The organism is Halomonas sp. HNIBRBA4712, assembly GCF_043558675.1.
GTDB lineage: Bacteria > Pseudomonadota > Gammaproteobacteria > Pseudomonadales > Halomonadaceae > Vreelandella.
Genome location: NZ_JBIFXR010000006.1, coordinates 65,532 through 84,529, shown reverse-complemented (window position 1 = coordinate 84,529; position 18,998 = coordinate 65,532). Strand labels below are relative to the sequence as shown.

Here is an 18,998-nt window from a genome sequence, read left to right as displayed (position 1 = left end):
CCCGGCGCGCAGCCAGGCGTGACAAGAGTAATTCAAGGAGAACAGGTTTTGAGGAGACCACAGTGATCGTACGCTGGGAAACCGACCATGACTATGTGCTGGTACACATTCACCAGGACATGTTCGGCGACTGGATATTCAGCCGCGCCTGGGGCCAGATCGGCACCCAGTTCGGCGGGCTGAAGCACCAGCTGGCCGATACCCGCGAGCAGGCCCAGATGTGGCTCGAGGACGAGAGCACGATCCAGGCCTCGCGCGGGTTCGAGAAAGTGCTGGAAGCCGACGACCACGCGCCGGAAGCCCAGGACGCCATGCGCCAGCTCTCGCTTCTGGACGCCCTGTGAAGCGCTCGATTACCGGTGGCGCAGCGTGAACACGTGGTGTGCATTCGCCCTGCGCTGAAAGTCGGGGTCGAAGGTTCTGGCGGTGATCTCCTCGACGTCAAAGCGCTCGGTAAGCGCCTCGTCGAACGTGAAGCGGCGCTGGTTGTTGGAGAACACCAGGGTGCCACCGGGCGCCAGACGCGCCATGGCAAGCTCGATCAGGCGCGGATGGTCGCGCTGAATGTCCAGGGTGTCGCGCATCTTCTTGGAGTTGGAGAAGGTCGGCGGGTCCATGAAGATCAGATCGAATTGGCTCTCGGCGCGCTCGAGCCAGCGAAAGCAGTCCTCGCGCTCCACCCGGTGGCGACGTGCATCCAGGCCGTTGAGCGCGAAGTTCTCCTTCGCCCACTCAAGGTACGTATTGGACATGTCCACGCTGACGCTGTCGCTCGCCCCGCCGAGCGCGGCCTGCACCGTGGCGGTCGCGGTGTAGCAGAATAGATTCAAAAAGCGCTTGTTCGTACTCATTTCACCCAACATGCGCCGTACCGGGCGGTGGTCGAGAAATAGCCCGGTATCGAGGTAGTCGCGCAGGTTCACCCAGAGCCTGGCCTGGCCTTCGCGCACCTCGAAGCGCTCGTTGCTGCTGCCGCGCTTCTGGTACTGGGCGTGGCCGGCCTGACGCTCGCGACGCTTGACGTGAATGGCGCTGGCGCGCACGCCAAGCGCCTCGGGCAGCACCTCGAGCGCGTCGAACAGCCGCTTTTGCGCCTGAGCGGCGTTGACCGACTTCGGCGCGGCGTACTCCTGAACGTGTATCTGATCGCCGTAGCGGTCGATCGCCAGGGCGAACTCCGGCATGTCGGCATCATAAATCCGGTAGCAGGTTTCGCCGCTCTGCTTGAGCCACTTCTTCAAGCGTTTCTGGTTCTTGGCCAGCCGGTTGGCGAACATCTGCGCGTTCTCGGAGAGCTGGCGCTCGCCGGCCTTCGCCGGTGCGGTAGCGCTGCGCTTTCCCTCTTCAGGGCCGTTTCCCTTCCCGGAGCCGGCCCCTGCGTCAGAGCCTTCGCCAGAAGCGTTCTCGCCGGGCGTTTCGTCGATCGCCATCAACAGCAGCTTGGCGTCGAGGGCGGCGTTTTTCAGCGCGTACTGCTTGTGGGCGCGAAGCCCCAGCCGGTGGCCCAGGTCCGGGTTGCCGGTAAAGACCGCCAGCGTCCAGCCGGGAAACAGCGCGCGAGCCTTGTCGCCCAGGGTGGCGTAGAGCTCGACCAGCTCGGGCAGCTCGCCCAATCGCTCGCCGTAGGGTGGGTTGGTGATGATCACCCCCCGCGCGTTCTCCAGCGCCGCCGGGCGCTCGAGGCGTGAAAGGCTCTGGCCGGCCAGCTCGATCAGCGCAGGCACACCGGCGCGCATGGCGTTGGCGCGCGCGGCTGAGAGCGCCGTGGGGCTTTGATCGAAACCGTAGAGCGCGCTCTTGCAGCGCTTGCGACCGATCGAGGCGCGCGCCTGGGCCTCACGCTTGAGCTCGGCCCACACCGCCGTATCGTGGCCCGCCCAGCCTTCGAAGCCAAAGCGCGGGCGATGCAGGTTGGGCGCCTGGTCGGCGGCCATGAGCGCGGCCTCGATCAATAGCGTGCCCGAGCCACACAGCGGATCGACCAGCGCCTCGCCTTGCTTGGCGCGCTCGGGCCAGTTGGCGCGCACCAAAAGCGCGGCGGCCAGGTTCTCCTTGAGCGGCGCGTGGCCGACCTCCTTGCGGTAGCCGCGCCGATGCAGGCTATCGCCGGAAAGGTCGATCCCCAGGGTCAGGTTCGAACGATGAAGGTGGGCGTAAAGGCGCAGATCCGGCGCCTTGATATCGACATTCGGGCGCGCCCTACCGGCGAGCGCCAGCGAGTCCACCACCGCATCCTTGACCGTTTGCGCGCCGAAGCGGGTATGGCGAATCTGCTCGCTGCGCCCATGAAAGTCGACCGCCAGCGTCCTGTTCGCGGCGATGTGCGCCGGCCAGTCGACGCCGAGCGCGGCCTGGTGAAGTTCGGCGGCGCTTTCGACCATCGTCGCACGCTTGAGAATCAGCACGACCCGGTTGGCCAGCCGCGACCAGAGACAGGCGCGGTAGGCGCTTTCAAGGTCGGCGCTGAAATAGACGCCCGCCACCGTCGCCTTGCCAGGCGTGGCGCCGAGGGCGGCCAGCTCCTCGATCAGCAGGCTTTCGATTCCCTTAGGGCAGGTCGCTAAAAATTCCAACGGGGCGTTCTGACTGGGCTCGGTCATAAGCATCGGCGCGTAACCGCGCAATTTTCCTGTATATGGCAAATGTGTTTACGTTCGATGACAATTTGGGGGTCGACAACGGCCCATATCATGGGCTAACAATAAGAGAGTAGCTACTGAAACGCATGCGTACTCTGTCAGGGTTTAACGCCGAGCGACACGTCATTGAAAGGCGCCGGCTGCAACCCTTGGCTAGTCGAGTCGAGAAGGCCATTTCGCACGTGAGTGCCGAGTTCATGGTCCGAATCGTCTCGCTCTTGAAGTAAGCTCCGAGGCGGCTGGCGGCCCTACTGTCTTTTATGTCGACCACCGCCTCTTCCCAAGGCTTTATTGAAGCCCAAAGCTTTACATAAGAGAGGTCAGCCAATGAAACGACAAAAGCGTGATCGCTTTCAGCGGGCATACGTTCACGGCTACAAAGCGGGTGTTACGGGTCGCTCTCGTGACGATTGCCCAAGCCAGGACATCAATTTACGCGAGTACTGGATGAGCGGTTGGCGTGAAGGTCGCGGCGACCAGTGGGACGGCATGACCGGCGTCTCTGGTATCCATAAGAATCCGATGGTCATGACCTGACCCGGGCCCTTCAAAAGCTGATTGAACCGACCAAGCCCGCTTCCTTCGAGCGGGCTTTTTCGTGTCCGCACTTTTTTCACCGTTTTGTATCTTTCCCACTCCCGCGTCACCCGCGCCCTTCTACTTCCGCCTCACGCTTTTGAAGCCTTCAGCGCGCTTCGCCGGCCTGCTCTGCCAACGCTTTGGCGCAGTGACGCGCTAGCCCCGGCCCTTCATAGATCAATCCCGAATAGAGCTGTACCAGATCGGCCCCGGCTTCGATCTTTGCTCGCGCCTTGGCGGGGCTGTCGATACCGCCCACACCAATGATCGGAAGATCGGGCAGCTTCTGGCGCAGCGCGCGAATGATGCGATTCGACGGCTCGAACACCGGGCGCCCGGAGAGCCCGCCCGCCTCCTCGGCGTGAGCGTGGCCGGCCACCGCCTCGCGCTCCACGGTGGTGTTGGTGGCGATCACGCCGTCGAAGCCGTTTTGGGTGATGCTTTGCGCTACCAGGGCGATCTCTTCATCGCTCATGTCCGGGGCAATCTTGATCAAAAGCGGCACTCGGCGCCCGGCGCTTTCATCCAGCGCCGTGCAGCGCTCGCGAAGCGGTGCCAGAAGTGCGTCGAGCTGGGCGCCGAACTGCAGCGTTCTGAGCCCCGGCGTATTGGGCGAGGAGACGTTGACGGTGACGTAGTCCGCCACGCCGTGCACCGCTTCCAGGCAGGTCAGGTAATCGCTGAGCGCGTCGTCCACCGAGGTACTCAGGTTCTTGCCGATATTGATTCCGACGAGCCCGGCGTAGCGCCGACGTTTGACGTTCTCGACCAGGTGCGCCACGCCCTGGTTGTTGAACCCGAAGCGGTTGATGATCGCGCCGTGTTTGGCGAGGCGAAAAAGCCGCGGCTTGGCGTTCCCGGGCTGGGCTTTGGGTGTGACCGTGCCCACCTCGACGAAGCCAAAGCCCAAAGCGCCCAGCGCGTCCAGGTGGTCGGCGTTCTTGTCGAGCCCCGCGGCCAGGCCCACGCGATTGGGAAAGCGCAGCCCCATCAGCTCGACCGGGTCGCTCACCGCTGGCCCAAAAAGCCGCTCGACCCCGCCGGCCCGGTGCAGCGACTCGAGCGCGCGTAGCGACACGCCGTGGGCGGTTTCCGGGTCGAGGTTGAACAGCAGCGAGCGGGCAAGCGAATACATCGAAGGCTCCAGGCAGTGGCGGGCGGCGGGCGATTATACCTCAAAGCGCTGCGCTGCGCCGAACGCTTGCGTGGACGCGGCAGGCACAAAAAAACGCGCCCCGCAGAGCGGGGCGCGATACAAGCGAGAATACCCGGCGGTTAGCCTTCGCTGCCACTTTCGGCCAGGTCCACCAGTTCGCGCACCGCCACGGCGAACAGCGCAAAGCCGCCGTCGGTGCCGCCGCGCACTTCGTCGATCAGCCGGCGCCAGCGGCGATGCAGATCACCGTGCTGCTCGAGCCACTGCTCGACCAGTTCCTGGGTATCGCGGCTGCCGGCGTCGAGCTTCAACACGCTGACGGTCAGCGCCAGCTGCTGGCGGTCGATGTCGTCGCGGAAGGTTTCCCGCGCCTGGGCCTGCCAGGCGTCGCGCACCTCGAGCTGGGTCACCTGGTGCGTCATCCAGGGAAGCTCCAGCCGGCTGCCGATTTCGTAGTACACCTCGGCCACGCGCTGGGGTTTCTCGTTGGTGGTGCGCGCCGCGTGAATGATACCGAGCCCCGCGTAGAGACTCGGCGCCCCGGCCACGCTCGAGGCCAGCGCCTCGGGCACGCCCTGCTCGACGAGCTCATCGCGGCGCGCCTGCCACTGGGCCTGCTCTTCGCCGCTGAGCAGATCGCCAATGCTTTCCTGCAGCTGGGCCAAGCGTGGCCCGAAGTACTCGATGGCGTCCTGGGTCGAAAGGCCCATGTGCTGGCGTACGAACCAGCGCGTGGCGCGGCGCGTCAGACGCATCACATCGAGCATCATCGAGTACTGAACGCGGCTGGGTACCTGGTTGTCCAGCGCCTCGATCTCGCTCCAGATCTGCTTGAGGTTGAACGCGTCGCGGGCGATGACGTAGGCGCGGGCGATATCCGCACGACCCGCGCCGGTCGAGTCCATCAGCCGGCGCACGAAGACGATGCCCATGCGATCGACCAGATCGCACGCCACCTGGGTGGCCACGATTTCGCGCTTCAAGCGGTGCTCGTACATTTCGGTCGGGTAGCGCTCGACCAGCACTGAAGGGAAGAGATTCTCCAGGTGGCGGTCGATGTAGGGGTCGTCCGGCACGTCGGATTTGATCAAATCGCCCTTGAGCGTGCTCTTGGCGTAGGAGATCAGCACCGAAAGCTCCGGCAAGCGCATACCTTCGCTGTTGCTGGCGCGCTCCTTGAGTACCTCGTCCGAGGGCAGAAACTCGAGTTCGCGATCGATCTGGCCGGCGCTTTCGAGCTCGCTGATGAAGCGCCGATACGGCCCGGAGCCCTGGCGCGACAGAAGCTCGGAAAGATCGATCGACTGGGTCTGGCGGTAGTTGTCGCGAATGACGAGCTCGGCGACCTCGTCGGTCATCTCGGCCAGCAGTTCGTTGCGCTGCTTTTCGGTCATGTCGCCGCGCTTGACCACTTCGTCGATCAATATCTTGATGTTGACCTCGTGGTCGGAGCAGTTCACCCCGCCGGCGTTGTCGATGAAGTCGGTGTAAACGCGCACACCTCTGGCCGCCGCTTCCATGCGCCCGCGCTGGGTAAGGCCGAGGTTACCGCCCTCGCCTACCACGCGGCAGTTGAGCTCGCGACCGTCGATGCGCAGCGCATCGTTGGCCTTGTCGCCGACGTCGGCATCGGACTCCTCGAAGCTCTTGACGTAGGTGCCGATGCCGCCGTTCCAGATCAGATCGACGTGGGCCTTGAGCATGGCGTTGATCAAATCGGCAGGCGATAGCCTGTCGGCCTCGATGCCGAAGACCTCGCGCATCTCGTCGGTGATGGTGATCGACTTCGCGCTGCGGCTGAACACGCCGCCGCCTTGGGAGATCAGTTCCTGGCTGTAGTCTTCCCAGCTCGAGCGGCCCATGTCGAACAGGCGCTTTCGCTCGGCGAAGGAGGCGTCGGTATCCGGGTGCGGATCGATGAAGATGTGCAGGTGGTTGAACGCGCCCACCAGCTTTATCTTGTCCGAGAGCAGCATGCCGTTGCCGAACACGTCGCCGGCCATGTCGCCGATGCCGACCACGGTGAACGGGTCGCGCTGGGTGTCGAGATCCAGGTTCTTGAAGTGGCGCTTGACCGACTCCCAGGCGCCGCGCGCGGTGATCGCCATCTTCTTGTGGTCGTAGCCGTTGGCACCGCCGGAAGCGAAGGCGTCGCCGAGCCAGTGGCCGTACTCGAGCGAAATGGCGTTGGCGTAGTCGGAAAACGACGCGGTGCCCTTGTCCGCTGCCACCACCATGTAGGTGTCGTCATCGTCGTGGCGTACCACGTCCTTGGGTGGCACCACGCGGCTGCCGTCGAGGTTGTCGGTCAAATCGAGCAGCGAGCGGATGAACGTCTGGTAGCAGGCGATGCCCTCGTTCTGGGTCGTTTCGCGGTCGGCGTTTTCCGGCATGCGCTTGCACACGAAGCCGCCTTTCGCCCCTACCGGCACGATCACCGAGTTCTTCACCTGCTGCGCCTTGACCAGCCCCAGCACCTCGGTGCGGTAATCCTCCAGCCGGTCGGACCAGCGTAGCCCGCCGCGGGCAACCTTGCCGCCGCGCAGGTGCACGCCTTCGACCCGCGGCGAGCACATGAATATCTCGAACGCCGGGCGCGGCTTGGGAATGCCGGTGACTTTCGAGGGGTCGAGCTTGTAGGCGATGTACTCCTTGTACTCGCCCTGCGCGTTTTTCTGATAGTAGTTGGTGCGAAGCGTCGCCTTGATCAGCTCCATGAGACGCCGCAGCAGCTGGTCGTCGCTCAAGCTCGCCACGCCGTCGAGATACTCGCTCAGGCGCTCTTCGCAGGCCCGGGTGTCGTGGGAGTCGGCGGCCGGGTCGAAGCGCTGCTTGAACAGCTCCACCAGGGCCTGGGTGATCATCGGGTAGTTGGCAAGGGTCGCGGCGATATAGTCCTGAGACATGCCAAAGCGAATCTGCTTGAGATAGCGAGCGTAGCCTCGCAGCATCGCGACTTCGCGCCAGTCCAGGCCCGCGCTCAGCACCAGCCGGTTGTAGGTGTCGTTGTCCGCTTCGCCGGTCCAGATACGCGTAAAGGCCTCGGTGAAGATCTCGCGCATCTGGCTCATGTCGACGCCGCTGCGCACGTGCTCGAGCTCGAAGTCGTGAATCCAGTAGCGCGATTTGGGGCCATGGATGTCGTAGGGGCGCTCGCCCAGCACGCGAAGCCCCAAGTTCTCCATCATCGGCAGCACATCGGAGAGCGGGATCTGATGATCGCGGTGATAAAGCTTCAGGTTCATGCCGCCGGCGTGCTCGTCCATCGGACGATAGAGCGACAGCGACAGCTTGCGCTCGCCGCTGAGCGCCAGCAGGTGCTGCATGTCGAACACCGCGGTGCGCGCGCTGAAGTCCTCACGGTAGCTGGCGGAAAACGCCTGCTGGAAGTGCTCCATCAGCGCGTTGGTGCGCTCCTCGCCGAAACCTTCGATCATCGCCTCATGAAGCTCGTCGCGCCAGCTGCGCGAAAGCCGGGCCACCTTGTTCTCGAGCCGCTTGGGATCGAAACGGCTCGGCTCGTCGCCCTTGAAGCGCAGAATCAGCTGAATCCGCGCCAGCACCGACTCCGACAGGTAGGTGTTGAAGTCGCCAAAGCGAGCGTCGAGCTCCTCGCAGAGCATGGTCTGAATACGCTGGCGAAGGTCGGTGGAGAAGACGTCGCGCGGCACGAACACCAGGCATGAGTAGAACTTGCCGCTAACGTCGGTGCGGATGAACAGGCGCACCTGGCGGCGCTCGCGAATGTTGAGAATGCCCTGGGCCGTTTCGGCAAGCTGCACGGTGTCGATCTGGAACAGATCGTCACGCGGGAAGACTTCGAGAATCTGTAAAAGCTGCTTGCCGTTATGCCCGCGCGGGTTGAAGCCGGCGATATCCATCACCGCCTTGAGCTTGCGGCGCAGAAGCGGAATGTTGCGCGGCGACTCGTTGTAGACCGTGGCGGTGAACAGGCCGAAAAAGCGCCGCTCGCCGATCACGTTACCATCGTCGTCGTAACGGTCGACGGTGATGTAGTCCGGGTAGGTCGGGCGGTGCACGCGGCTGTGATGGGCGCTCTTGGCAAACGATAAAAGCTGCGGCACCAGTACGAAGCCGCTTTCATCGACCCCCTCCTTGGTGCGGATACGCTCGCGATAGCGCGCCTGATTGAGGCGGAAAACGCCCAGCACGCTGTCCGGGTCGCGCTCGAGCTCCCCGCCGCTGAGTCGGTACTCGTCGTAACCCAGGAAGGTGAAGTTGTCCTTCAAAAGCCACTCGAGAAAGGCGATGGCCTCTTCGTGGTCGTCCGGGTCGATCTGCGGCGGGCAGTTCTTCTCGAGCTCCGCAATCGCTTCGGTAATCTGATCACGCATGGGGTCGAAGTCGGCCACCGCGGTGCGCACGTCGCGCAGCACGTTGTTGAGCTTCTCTTCCATGCTCGCCAGCGCCTCGCGGTCGGTCTGGCGATCCACCTCGATCACGATCAGCGACTCGCGCGCCTCCGGGGCGTTCTCCGCGCGCGGCGTGGTCAGGTTCTCGAGCCGGTCGTGGCCGTCGCGGGCCACGGCGAACACCGCGTTCTGGATCGCGTGAACGGTCAAGCCTCGGCGATTGAGTTCGATGCGCACCGAGTCGACCAGAAACGGCATGTCCTCGTGCAGTACGGCCACGAAGGTGTGGTGGGACTGCCAGCCATCCTCTTCGAAATCCGGGTTGAAGATGCGCACCTTCGGACTTTCCGGGTCGTGGTGCTGGAGAAACTGCCAGATCGAAAGCGTGGCGCCGTAAAGATCGTCCGGCCGACGGTCGACGAGATCCTCGAAGGGCACGGTGGCGTAGAAGTGGCGGGCAAACGCCTTGATGTATTCCGCGCGCTCCGGCCCCAGCTGCGCCTCCAGGCGTTCCTGCAGCTGTTTTAAAAGATCCTGCCGACTTTCGTCACTCGCAACGTTGTGCATCCATCACCTCGTCTGCCTCGGCCGGTAAGGCCAAAAAAATGAACAATAATGGGCCTTTGGGCCGCCATGCCGGCAAGCTTACGCTAACCAGGCGCGGCTCACTAACCATCTGCCAACTTGCTTATGGAGTATGTCGTTTTCGCATCGCCCTACTTGCGCCGCGTCAGCATCACGCCACATTCACAGTGGTGGGTAAACGGAAACTGGTCAAATAGCGCAAAGCGCTGAATGTCGTGGGTCTTCGTCAGCACCGACAGGTTGTCGGCAAGCGTTGCCGGGTTGCATGAAATATAGACGATCCGCTCGTACTCGCTGATCTGCGCGCAGCTCTGCTCGTCGAGCCCCGCCCGCGGCGGGTCCACCAGCACGGTCGAAAAGTCGTAGCCATCAAGCGCCATCTCGGCGACCCGGCGCCCGCTCTTCTCGCCTTTCAGCGCCAGCGAAAACTCCTCGGCAGACATCCGCGCCACGACCGCGTTGTCGATGCCGTTGGCTTCTACATTAACGTTAGCACTTGCCACCGAGGTGCGAGAAATTTCCGTGGCGAGCACCTGACGAAAGTTGCCGGCAAGCGCCATGGTGAAGTTGCCGTTGCCGCAGTAAAGCTCGACTAGGTCGCGCGCGCGCTGGTTAGCGGTAACGTCCTGGGCCCACGCGAGCATCGACTGGCAGATATGCGCGTTGGGCTGGGTAAAGCTGTTCTCGACCTGCTGGTAGTCGAGCGTACGCCCGTTCACCGTGAGACGCTCCCAGACGTGGTCGCGGGTCAACACCAGCCGCTGCTTACGCGAGCGGCCGATGATCATGATGCCAAGCGCGGTTTCCAGTTCGAGCGCCTCGCGCTCCCAGGCCTCGTCCAGCGGCCGATGGTAAATAAGCGTCACCAGCGCCTCGCCGGAGAGCGTGGTCAGAAACTCCACTTGGAAAAGCCGCCGCCTTAGCGTATCGCTTTGCAAAAACGCCTCGCGCAGTTGGGGCATCAGCTCGTTGATGCGCGGGCTCGCCACCGCGTACTGATCCAGCCGCACGACCTTTTTATCCTTCGGGTCATCCGGGTTGACCTCGAACATGGCGTAGAAGAGATCGTCGCCGTCGTGCCAGATACGAAACTCGCAGCGCTGGCGGTACTGCTCGGGCGGTGAAGGATACACCTCGAGCGCGGGGGGCGAGAACGGCGTAAAAAGCTCTTCGACGAACGCGCGCTTCTCGGCGAGCTGCTCGTCGTAGCGGTGCGGGTCGACAGCGGGAATGGCCAAAGCGGCTCCTTGTGAAATCAGACGCAACGCCCCAAATTCAGGGCAGAAGCAGAGGTTGCGGGGGCTCGAAGCCGAAGTCATTGAACGCACGGCGCAGATGCCGGGCATCTGCGGTAGTAAAGCAGCGCCCATCCGCCGGTCCGGTGCCGGGCGGTGCGACGTCGACCACGCGGCGGGCAATGGCGTCGCCGGAGTCGATCCAGCCAAGCGGTTTGGGGGCCAGGCGCGCGAGCACGGGCTTCAAGAGCGGAAAATGGGTACAGCCGAGCACCACGGTATCGAGCGGGCAAGGCGCCTGCGCGGCCTGCCAGAGCGGCGCGAGCGCGGCGTTCAGGCGTGTTTCATCGACCCCTCTGCCGCCAAGCCAAGCCTCGGCCTCGGTCACCAGCGCATCGGCGGCCACGCGGGTCACCAGGCAATCGCCGGCGAAGCGCTCGATCAGATCCTGGGTGTAGGGGCGATGAACCGTAGCGCGGGTCGCCAGAAGCCCGATATGCCGAGTACGGCTGGCAAGTGCAGCGGGTTTGATGGCAGGCACCGTGCCGATGACAGGAATGTCCAGCGCCTGGCGAAGCCCTTCGAGCGCCAGGGTGCTGGCGGTATTGCAGGCCACCACCAGCATGCTCGCTTGGCAGGCGCGTACCGCCGCCTGGCACACCGTCAGAATGCGAGCGGCGAGCGTGACGTCATCGCGCAGACCGTAAGGCAGCCAGGCGTTGTCGCAGGCGTAGCAAAGGGCGATATCGGGGTAGCTCGTCGCAAGCGAGCGGGCCACCGAAAGCCCGCCCACGCCGGAGTCGAAAATCAGCACGGGGCCGCTCATGGCACCCCGCTCGGGCCTTGAAGTGAGTTGACCACGAACGCCCTCCGGGTGAAAAAGGCGTCAGTTTAACACGCCCGAACGCATCGAGCGCGACAGCGATCAGACGTTCGGAACCTCGGCGTTGTTGAGCTCGGCGTAGAGCTCCGGGTAGTCGTCCTGAAGCCGCTGGAGCTCCTGCTGCGCCTTGTCCGGCAGCGCTTGGCGAAGCTCTTCCATGTCCTCGGCGGTGAAGTATTTGTCGATCAGCGGAAAGAGGTGTTCGCGCTCGTGGCGAAGATAGGTGCGGTGGGCCTCGAGGTAGGCGCTCAAGTCCTGGGCGAAGCGATCCATCGGTAGCACGTTGTCCATCAGGATCATGTCGATATCGTCGGAGAGTTGTGCAAGCGTTGGCTTGAGCTGGCGGTAGTCCTCGGCCATTTTCTCCATGAAGGGCAGATCCTCCGGCGCCTTCTGCTCGAGGCGCTCGACACAGATCTTCTCCAGCGGCATGGCGAATTCGTCCATGTAGGCAAGAATGTAGTCCACCACTTCACGCATGAGCTTGAAATTGGGTCGCTCGCCCTGGTCCAGCGTTTTCTTCTTGAGCTGCAGCACGTGAAGCATGCGCGCCATGTTGGCGTGATCCATACGCAGTTGAGTTAACATGACAAACTCCTCAAGTGGTTGTCGAGCCTTGCGCCTTGAGCGACTGGCCAGCGCTATCTACTAAATGGATGACCTGCAGTGATGATGCCACCGAACACGTAGCGAGTTTCAGGCCAAACGTATTTCAAAAAAGCGCCCTTCAGAAATAACATGATCTCAAAAGAGGGTGTACTCAAAAGAGCCTGTTGCAACCAGAATGTTTCAAACAGGCGTACGTCCAAAGGTAGCCTGCTACTACGCGCTTTACCATAGCATGGCGTTCTGGCGCAAAACGCCGGATCTACTAACGCCCACCGACCACGGAAGTGAACATGGACCTTTTTGACAGTGCCCCAGCGCTTGGCGAAGGCGCACCGCTGGCCTTTCGCATGCGCCCTCGCCACCTCGATGACTACGTGGGCCAGCAGGCGCTGGTCGGCCCCGGAAAACCGCTCAAGCAGATGGCCGAGTCGCAAACGGTGCGCTCGATGATCCTGTGGGGCCCGCCGGGCGTGGGCAAGACCACCCTGGCCGAGCTTCTGGCGCGCGCCTCCGGCGCCCAGCTCGAACAGCTAAGCGCGGTGATGGCCGGAGTCAAGGAGATTCGCGCGGTGGTCGAGCGCGCCCGCCAGATCAAAACGCAGACACTGTTGTTTCTCGACGAGATCCACCGGCTCAACAAGAGCCAGCAGGATGCGCTTCTGCCCCACGTCGAATCCGGGCTTGTGACCCTGATCGGCGCGACCACCGAGAACCCCTCCTTCGAGGTCAATTCGGCGCTTTTGTCGCGCACGCGGGTCTACGTGTTGAAGTCGCTCACCGACGACGAGCTGATCGACGTGATGCGCCAGGCACTGGAAGACAGCGAGCGCGGGCTTGGCCGCCGCGCCATCGAGACCGCACCCGGCGTGCTTGAAGCGCTGGCCCGCGCCGCCGCGGGGGACGCCCGGCGGGCGCTTGGACTACTCGAAACCGCCTGCGACTTCACCCAGCGTGAAGGCGAGCGCGAGGTGCTCTATAAAGAGGCGCTTTGGGATGTGATCGGCCACCAGTCCAGCGCTTTCGACAAGCAGGGCGACGCCTATTACGACCTGCTTTCGGCGATTCACAAGTCGATTCGCTCCTCGCGCCCGGACGCCGCGCTTTTGTACATGGCGCGCTTCATTCAGGGCGGCGGCGACCCGCTGGACGTGGTGCGAAGACTTTGCGCCATCGCCTCGGAAGACGTGGGTAACGCCGACCCGCGGGCGCTGCCGCTGGTGATCGCCGCCTGGGACGCTTACCTGCGCCTGGGCGACTACGAGGGCCAGCGGGCGATTGCCCACGCCGCTATCCACCTGGCGGTAGCGCCCAAGAGCAACCGTATCGAACGCGCCTGGAAGGCGGCGCAGTCGTTTGTCAAAAGCCAGCCCCAGGTAGACGTGCCCAACTACCTGCGCAACGCCCCGACCAAACTGATGGAGGAGCTCGGCCACGGCGACGGCTACCGCTACGCCCACAGCGAACCCGACGGCTACCCGGCCGGTGACGCCCACGACTGCTGGCCAGCCGAGCTACCCAAGGCGCGCTTTTTCGAACCCAGCCCGTTTGGCCAGGAGAAGCGCTTTGCCGAGATCATGGCCTGGCGGGCGGCCAAAGACGAAGAAGCCAATCAGGCGCCGGGCAGCGCCTGATTGGCTCTAAAAGAGAAGACTCGCGGTCTCTGAACGGGGGCGCCCCGGCCTTCCGGGGCGTGGGCTCAATAGGTTTCGCGGATGACGTCGGTACCGTCCGGAATCTCGAAATCGAACAGGCTGCGATCGATGCGGCCATTCTGGACGATGTCATTAAAGGTGATCAGCGTGCGCTGGCCGGTGCTGTCGGTCATCATCAGCTCGCTCAGGGTCTCGCCTTCGAACACCATGGAGAGCTCCTCGAACAGCGTGTCGTTGGAGGTCGGCACCAGGGTGAAGACATCTTCGCGGCCTTCCTGGGCGTAGGAAACGTCGAAGTTTTCGGTCAGATCATAAGCGCTTCCCGAGAGTAGCAGCGCCGGGGTGTGGGAGACGCGGTTGTCCATCGCCTGCACCGTGACCTGCTCGAGGTCCGGGTCATAGAGATAGACCTCGCTGCCGTCGGACACCACCACCTGGGAGTACGGCGCTTCCACTTCCCAGCGCAGCATCCCCGGACGCGACAGCCACATTTCACCGCGGGCGTCCTGAAGGCGCTCGCCGCCGCTGCCGCTGATCATCTGCTCGAAGGAAGCCTGGTAGCTCTGGAGCGGTTCCAGCCGTTCGGTGAGCCGCTCGGCGGCGTCGTTGGCAAACGCCATCGGTGCGGTGAACGTGAGCCCCAGAGCGCTTGCAGCCAGCGCCAGTGAAGAACCACGTCGCGTATCGGTTTCGCTCATTACCTTACTCCCCAAACAGTGTTGCCAAATGGCGGCACATCAACATGCCGCGATCGTATTCGATGAATGGTATTCGATATTTGGACCGGAACGTCCCTGTGTCCACACTCAGACGCCGGTCGCGCCGCGGGGTTTCACCCTGGGCGCGACTTTCACGCTTGTTGCACGATTGAAACGCTATTACCCCACCGGTGGCGGCGCGAGCACTTCCCGCGAACCGTTGCCGCCCATCGAGGAGACTACGCCGGCGCCTTCCATTGCCTCGACCAGCCGCGCGGCGCGGTTGTAACCGATCTTGAAGCGGCGCTGCACCGAGGAGATCGACGCCTTGCGCGTCTCGGTGACGAACTGCACCGCCTCGTCGTAAAGCGCGTCCTGCTCGGCGTCATCACCGTCGCCGCCTTCCGCCTCGAGCCCGGCGAGCGCGTCCGCCGACACGCCACCGGAAAGAATTTCGTCGATGTAGTCGGGCTCGCCGCGGCGCTTCCAATCCTCGACCACACGGTGCACCTCGTCGTCATCGACGAAGGCGCCGTGGACGCGGTTGGGCGGCCCGGAGCCCGCCGGCAGGTAGAGCATGTCGCCGTGACCCAAAAGGCTCTCGGCGCCGCCCTGGTCGAGAATCGTGCGCGAGTCGATGCGCGAGGAGACCTGGAACGCCATGCGCGAGGGAATGTTCGCCTTGATCAGGCCGGTCACCACGTCCACCGACGGGCGCTGGGTCGCGAGAATCAGGTGGATACCGGCGGCGCGGGCTTTTTGAGCCAGGCGAGCGATCAGCTCCTCGACCTTCTTGCCCACGATCATGAACATGTCGGCGAACTCGTCGATCACCACCACGATATAGGGCAGCTTTTCGAGTACTGGCGGCGTCTGGTGCATCTCCCAGGGCTGCGGCTCCCAGAGCGGGTCCGCCACCTGGGCGCCGGCGCGCTCGGCCTCGTCCAGACGCGAGTTGAAGCCGGCGATGTTGCGCACGCCCATCGCCGCCATCAGCTTGTAGCGCCGCTCCATTTCCGCCACGCACCAGCGCAGGCTGTTGGCGGCCTCCTTCATGTCGGTGACCACCGGCGCCAGCAGGTGGGGAATGCCGTCATACACCGAAAGCTCGAGCATTTTCGGATCGACCATGATCAGCTTGAGCTCGTCCGGCGTTGCCTTCAACAGCATCGAAATCAGCATGGCGTTGACCCCGACCGACTTGCCCGAACCGGTGGTGCCGGCCACCAGAAGGTGCGGCATCTTGCCCAGATTCGCCACCACCGGGCCGCCGCCGATGTCCTGGCCCAGCGCCATGGTGAGCGGCGAACTCTCCTGCTGGTAGCGGTCGGAGTCGATCACTTCGCGCAGGCGGATCATTGCCCGGTGCGGGTTGGGAATCTCGATGCCGACCGTGGGCCGCCCGGGAATCACCTCGACCACGCGCACGCTCTTGACCATCAGCGAGCGCGCCAGGTCCTTGGCCAGGTTGCTGATCTTGGAGACCTTCACGCCGGGTGCCGGCTTGATTTCAAAGCGCGTGATCACCGGGCCAGGCCAAGTGTCGACCACGTCCGCCTTGACGCCGTAATCGCGCAGGCGCACCTCCAGAAGCTCGGCCATATTGGCCAGCTCCTCGTCGGTGTAGTTGGGCTGGTAGGGCTCCGGCGGCGTCAGCAGTTGAAGGCTCGGCACCGTGCCCTCGGGCTCATCGAAGGTTTCGAACGCCGGACGCTGGTTCTGAAGATGCTCCACGGTCCAGAGCGTAGGGCCGCTTTCCGGCTCCGGCTCGACCGGGTCGGCAAAGGTCGGCTCCTGACGCGCCTCGCGCGGGGCTGCCGGCGCAGGGGTGGGGGCTGGTGCCGGCTCGATCTCCTCGTCCTCTTCCCAGACCGGCTCGGGCACCACTTCCGGCACGCGCCTGGGTGTCTCGAACGCCGGCACGCCGGCACTGGCTTGCTCGCGGGAAGCCACCGCCGCGCGCGCGGCGCTATCAGACTCGCTCGGCGCTTCGTCCTGCTCGGGCTCGTCGATGAAAAAGCGCGTCTCTGAGGTCGGCTCCTCGTCGCGCCTTGAGGCGCGAAGCGCCAGCGGCGCCTCCTCGGTTTGGGCCGCTGCGTGCCAGGGCGTGGCCTGCTCGGCTGGCGCTTCGGGCTCGGGCTCGGGCTCGGTCGCTGAGGTATCGCGCTCGACGGAGGGCTGAACCGGCGCCCAGGGAGTGGGCTCGGCCGCTACCGGGCGCGGCGGCTCGTCGTTCTCGGGCTCTTCAGGCTGCTGCGAGCTCTGGCTGAACGCGGGTTCGACCGACGCCTGCTCTTTCTCGCTGTCTTCTTCCGGGGCCGGTTCTTTCTGGAAACGTTCCTCAGAGGGCTTTTCTTCCAGAGTATCGTCGAGCGCAGCCGACTCTTTCGGCGCCTGGCTTACCGGCACTTGCTCGGCGGGCATCTCCTCCGGGGAAGCCTCTTTCACCGGCGTCTGTTCTACCGAAGTCTGCTCTACCGGCGCGTCTTCTACCGGCGTTTTTCCCACGGCTGGAGTCTGATCGGCCGGACGCTTGTCGGCCGGCGTTTCGACAGCCTGGTCTGCGTTCTCGGCTTCGAACGCGCCGGAGAGCGTCGGCTCGGCGCGAGCGGCTCTGGCGGGCGCGGGTTCGGCGCGGGATGTCGCCTTCTCCGGCGCCGCTGGCTGGGCTTTTTCCGGCGGCGTATAGCGCTTTGCCGTGGCCTCCCAGGGGATCGAAGTATCGGTGGTCTCGGCGGCGCTCTCGGGCTCGTCGAACGCGGCCATCATGCGCGGCTCGCGGCGCCCGCCTTCGCGGGGCTGGGCGCTCTGGGGCTCGGGCGCGCGTTCGGCGTCTCGCTGTGCCTCGAACTCGGCGGCCTCGCGATCCTGTTCGGCTTCGCGCTCGCGGCGGGTGCGCTCCTTGAACTTGCGCGTCGCCTCCCTGGAGGCGGCCTTGATCGAGGCGCGCTCTTCACGCTTTTGTTTGGCCTTCGCGCGGCGCGCGCGAAAGCCAGCGCCAATCCGGCAGAAGCGTTTACCGAGCTCGTCGGCCACGTTCAGCCAGGAGAGCCCGGTAAACAGCGGAAAGCCAATCAGAATCAGCGCGGCGGCGATTAGCCCCACCCCGCCGCTGCCCACCAGCGGGCGCAGGGTGCCGACCAGCCCTTCACCCAGGATGCCGCCGGAGGCGTAGGGCAGAATGCTTTGCGGGTGATAAAAGTGAAGTGCGCCGAGCATGGTAGTGCCGAACATCAAGAGTACCAGGCCCCCGGCGTGCACCGCGATGGCGACCGCGTCGATCTCGAAGCGCACCTGGCGCGAGCGCATCAGCCACCAGGCGGCGAAGCCGAACATGCCCGGCCACCACAAGGCGCTTGCCCCCAGAAGCGAGTAGAGCACATCGGCAAGCCAGGCGCCGACCGGGCCCATCCAGTTGCGCACGTCGGTTTCCGGCCCCTGGTAGGACCAGCCCGGGTCTTCCGGTTGATAGCTGAAAAGGGCCAACAATAAAAATACGCACACCGCCAGCAGTACCACCACCACGCCTTCACGCATGGAGCCTTGTAGGCGCAGCCCGAAACGCCGCGCCTTGTCCCTGGCGGCCTTGACGCGAGCCGACTGGGCCGACGATGAAGGTCGACGCGAACCGCCCTGCGTTCGCTTGTCTACCGTCTTGTTTACTTTCAAGCGATTCTCCCTTTACACCTGGTGGCGTCGTTAATCCACTTGCGAGTTTGCATCATACCGAGCATCCTTTCGCCATCACAGCGCTTGTCGTTTGCCGTTGACTAAAAAGTGGCCAGGCGCTGCCCATTTTGAATTCGAGGAGTCTGCCATGCTGGCCTGGCTTTCATCGCCCCTGCCCGCCTTTCCGGATACGGCCAGCGCGCTGGAAACCCCCAACGGCCTGCTCGCCGCCGGCGACGAGCTCACCCCCGCCTGGCTCGTCGAGGCCTATCGCCTGGGTATATTTCCCTGGTACAGCGACGACGACCCGGTGCTCTGGTGGAGCCCCGACCCGCGCATGGTGCTCGAACCCGAGCGCTTCAAACTGCGGCGAAGCCTTGCCAAGCGGCTGCGCAATGGTGGCTTTCGCGTGACGCTGAATCAACACTTCGATGCGGTGATCGACGCCTGCGCCGCGCCGCGCCAGGGCGAGCCGGAGACCTGGATCAACCCGGAGATGCGCGCCGCCTACCAGCGGCTGCACCGCCTGGGGGTTGCCCACAGCATCGAGGTACACCGCGAAGGCGAACTGGTCGGCGGGCTCTATGGCCTGGCCATGGGGCCGGTGTTTTTTGGCGAGTCGATGTTCTCACGCGCGGCGGACGCCTCCAAGGTCGCCCTGGCGCACCTGGCGCGCGCCATGGCGGAAAACGGCGGCAAGCTGATCGACTGCCAGATGCACACGCCGCATCTCGAGCGGCTGGGCGCCGCGTCCATCGCCCGCAGGACATTCGTAAGCTATCTTGAACAGTGGCTGCCGACGAATGCGTTCGGCTTCTACGAAGATGACCCGGCCCGGCCCATCGTTCCCGCCGCGCCCTGGCTCGGGGCCATTTCCATCCAGGAGAGCCGGTAGCGTTTCTCGCTTTACCAGCGCCTTA

12 protein-coding genes are annotated in these 18,998 nt (G+C 64.2%); 4 read left to right on the top strand and 8 right to left on the bottom strand.

Going from position 1 to position 18,998, the window contains the following annotated elements:
* Nucleotides 1-62 precede the first annotated feature (62 nt).
* Nucleotides 63-344 carry a hypothetical protein gene (locus ACGK9R_RS12580; RefSeq protein WP_394581761.1) on the top strand — a complete coding sequence of 94 codons (282 nt, stop codon included), beginning with the start codon at nt 63-65 and terminating at the stop codon, nt 342-344.
* 9 nt (nt 345-353) lie between these two features.
* On the opposite strand, the gene rlmKL is transcribed toward ACGK9R_RS12580, so the two are convergent.
* Nucleotides 354-2,600 carry a bifunctional 23S rRNA (guanine(2069)-N(7))-methyltransferase RlmK/23S rRNA (guanine(2445)-N(2))-methyltransferase RlmL gene (gene rlmKL, locus ACGK9R_RS12575; RefSeq protein ID WP_394581759.1) on the bottom strand — a complete coding sequence of 749 codons (2,247 nt, stop codon included), beginning with the start codon at nt 2,598-2,600 and terminating at the stop codon, nt 354-356.
* 366 nt (nt 2,601-2,966) lie between these two features.
* Between rlmKL and rmf the strand changes: the two genes are divergently transcribed.
* Nucleotides 2,967-3,176: a ribosome modulation factor gene (rmf, locus tag ACGK9R_RS12570; protein ID WP_227388219.1), complete on the top strand. Its 210-nt coding sequence runs from the start codon at nt 2,967-2,969 to the stop codon at nt 3,174-3,176.
* 148 nt (nt 3,177-3,324) lie between these two features.
* On the opposite strand, the gene ACGK9R_RS12565 is transcribed toward rmf, so the two are convergent.
* The 5 genes from ACGK9R_RS12565 to ACGK9R_RS12545 form a co-directional block, all read right to left on the bottom strand.
* Entirely contained in the window at nt 3,325-4,353 is a 1,029-nt protein-coding gene (locus ACGK9R_RS12565; RefSeq protein WP_394581756.1) for a quinone-dependent dihydroorotate dehydrogenase, read from the bottom strand.
* Nucleotides 4,354-4,493: 140 nt separating this feature from the next.
* Nucleotides 4,494-9,314, bottom strand: coding sequence for an NAD-glutamate dehydrogenase (locus ACGK9R_RS12560; RefSeq protein ID WP_394581754.1), 4,821 nt, complete (start codon nt 9,312-9,314; stop codon nt 4,494-4,496).
* Nucleotides 9,315-9,463: 149 nt separating this feature from the next.
* Nucleotides 9,464-10,570, bottom strand: coding sequence for a tRNA (uridine(54)-C5)-methyltransferase TrmA (gene trmA, locus ACGK9R_RS12555; RefSeq protein ID WP_394581752.1), 1,107 nt, complete (start codon nt 10,568-10,570; stop codon nt 9,464-9,466).
* Nucleotides 10,571-10,607: 37 nt separating this feature from the next.
* Nucleotides 10,608-11,393: a glutamate racemase gene (murI, locus tag ACGK9R_RS12550; protein ID WP_394581749.1), complete on the bottom strand. Its 786-nt coding sequence runs from the start codon at nt 11,391-11,393 to the stop codon at nt 10,608-10,610.
* 99 nt (nt 11,394-11,492) lie between these two features.
* Nucleotides 11,493-12,038: a hemerythrin domain-containing protein gene (locus ACGK9R_RS12545; protein ID WP_394581747.1), complete on the bottom strand. Its 546-nt coding sequence runs from the start codon at nt 12,036-12,038 to the stop codon at nt 11,493-11,495.
* 311 nt (nt 12,039-12,349) lie between these two features.
* Between ACGK9R_RS12545 and ACGK9R_RS12540 the strand changes: the two genes are divergently transcribed.
* Entirely contained in the window at nt 12,350-13,690 is a 1,341-nt protein-coding gene (locus ACGK9R_RS12540) for a replication-associated recombination protein A (RefSeq protein ID WP_394581745.1), read from the top strand.
* A gap of 65 nt (nt 13,691-13,755) precedes the next feature.
* Here ACGK9R_RS12540 and lolA read toward each other — a convergent pair whose 3' ends face one another.
* Nucleotides 13,756-14,409 (bottom strand): outer membrane lipoprotein chaperone LolA, encoded by a 654-nt coding sequence (lolA, locus tag ACGK9R_RS12535; protein ID WP_394581743.1) that lies wholly within the window; start codon nt 14,407-14,409, stop codon nt 13,756-13,758.
* A 180-nt stretch (nt 14,410-14,589) separates the two neighbouring features.
* The gene (locus tag ACGK9R_RS12530) at nt 14,590-18,078 is read right to left on the bottom strand and encodes a DNA translocase FtsK 4TM domain-containing protein (RefSeq protein WP_394581741.1); all 3,489 of its coding nucleotides are present in this window, start codon (nt 18,076-18,078) and stop codon (nt 14,590-14,592) included.
* 148 nt (nt 18,079-18,226) lie between these two features.
* On the opposite strand from ACGK9R_RS12530, the gene aat reads away from it, so the two are divergent.
* Nucleotides 18,227-18,973 (top strand): leucyl/phenylalanyl-tRNA--protein transferase, encoded by a 747-nt coding sequence (gene aat, locus ACGK9R_RS12525; protein WP_394581739.1) that lies wholly within the window; start codon nt 18,227-18,229, stop codon nt 18,971-18,973.
* Nucleotides 18,974-18,998 lie beyond the last annotated feature (25 nt).

What these genes read in the sequence shown, in the direction of transcription:
- rlmKL (WP_394581759.1), bottom strand. Translation starts at nt 2,600, where the DNA reads ATGACCGAGCCCAGTCAGAACGCCCCGTTGGAATTTTTAGCGACCTGC.
- rmf (WP_227388219.1), top strand. Translation starts at nt 2,967, where the DNA reads ATGAAACGACAAAAGCGTGATCGCTTTCAGCGGGCATACGTTCACGGC.
- ACGK9R_RS12565 (WP_394581756.1), bottom strand. Translation starts at nt 4,353, where the DNA reads ATGTATTCGCTTGCCCGCTCGCTGCTGTTCAACCTCGACCCGGAAACC.
- ACGK9R_RS12560 (WP_394581754.1), bottom strand. Translation starts at nt 9,314, where the DNA reads ATGCACAACGTTGCGAGTGACGAAAGTCGGCAGGATCTTTTAAAACAG.
- murI (WP_394581749.1), bottom strand. Translation starts at nt 11,393, where the DNA reads ATGAGCGGCCCCGTGCTGATTTTCGACTCCGGCGTGGGCGGGCTTTCG.
- ACGK9R_RS12545 (WP_394581747.1), bottom strand. Translation starts at nt 12,038, where the DNA reads ATGTTAACTCAACTGCGTATGGATCACGCCAACATGGCGCGCATGCTT.
- ACGK9R_RS12540 (WP_394581745.1), top strand. Translation starts at nt 12,350, where the DNA reads ATGGACCTTTTTGACAGTGCCCCAGCGCTTGGCGAAGGCGCACCGCTG.
- lolA (WP_394581743.1), bottom strand. Translation starts at nt 14,409, where the DNA reads ATGAGCGAAACCGATACGCGACGTGGTTCTTCACTGGCGCTGGCTGCA.
- aat (WP_394581739.1), top strand. Translation starts at nt 18,227, where the DNA reads ATGCTGGCCTGGCTTTCATCGCCCCTGCCCGCCTTTCCGGATACGGCC.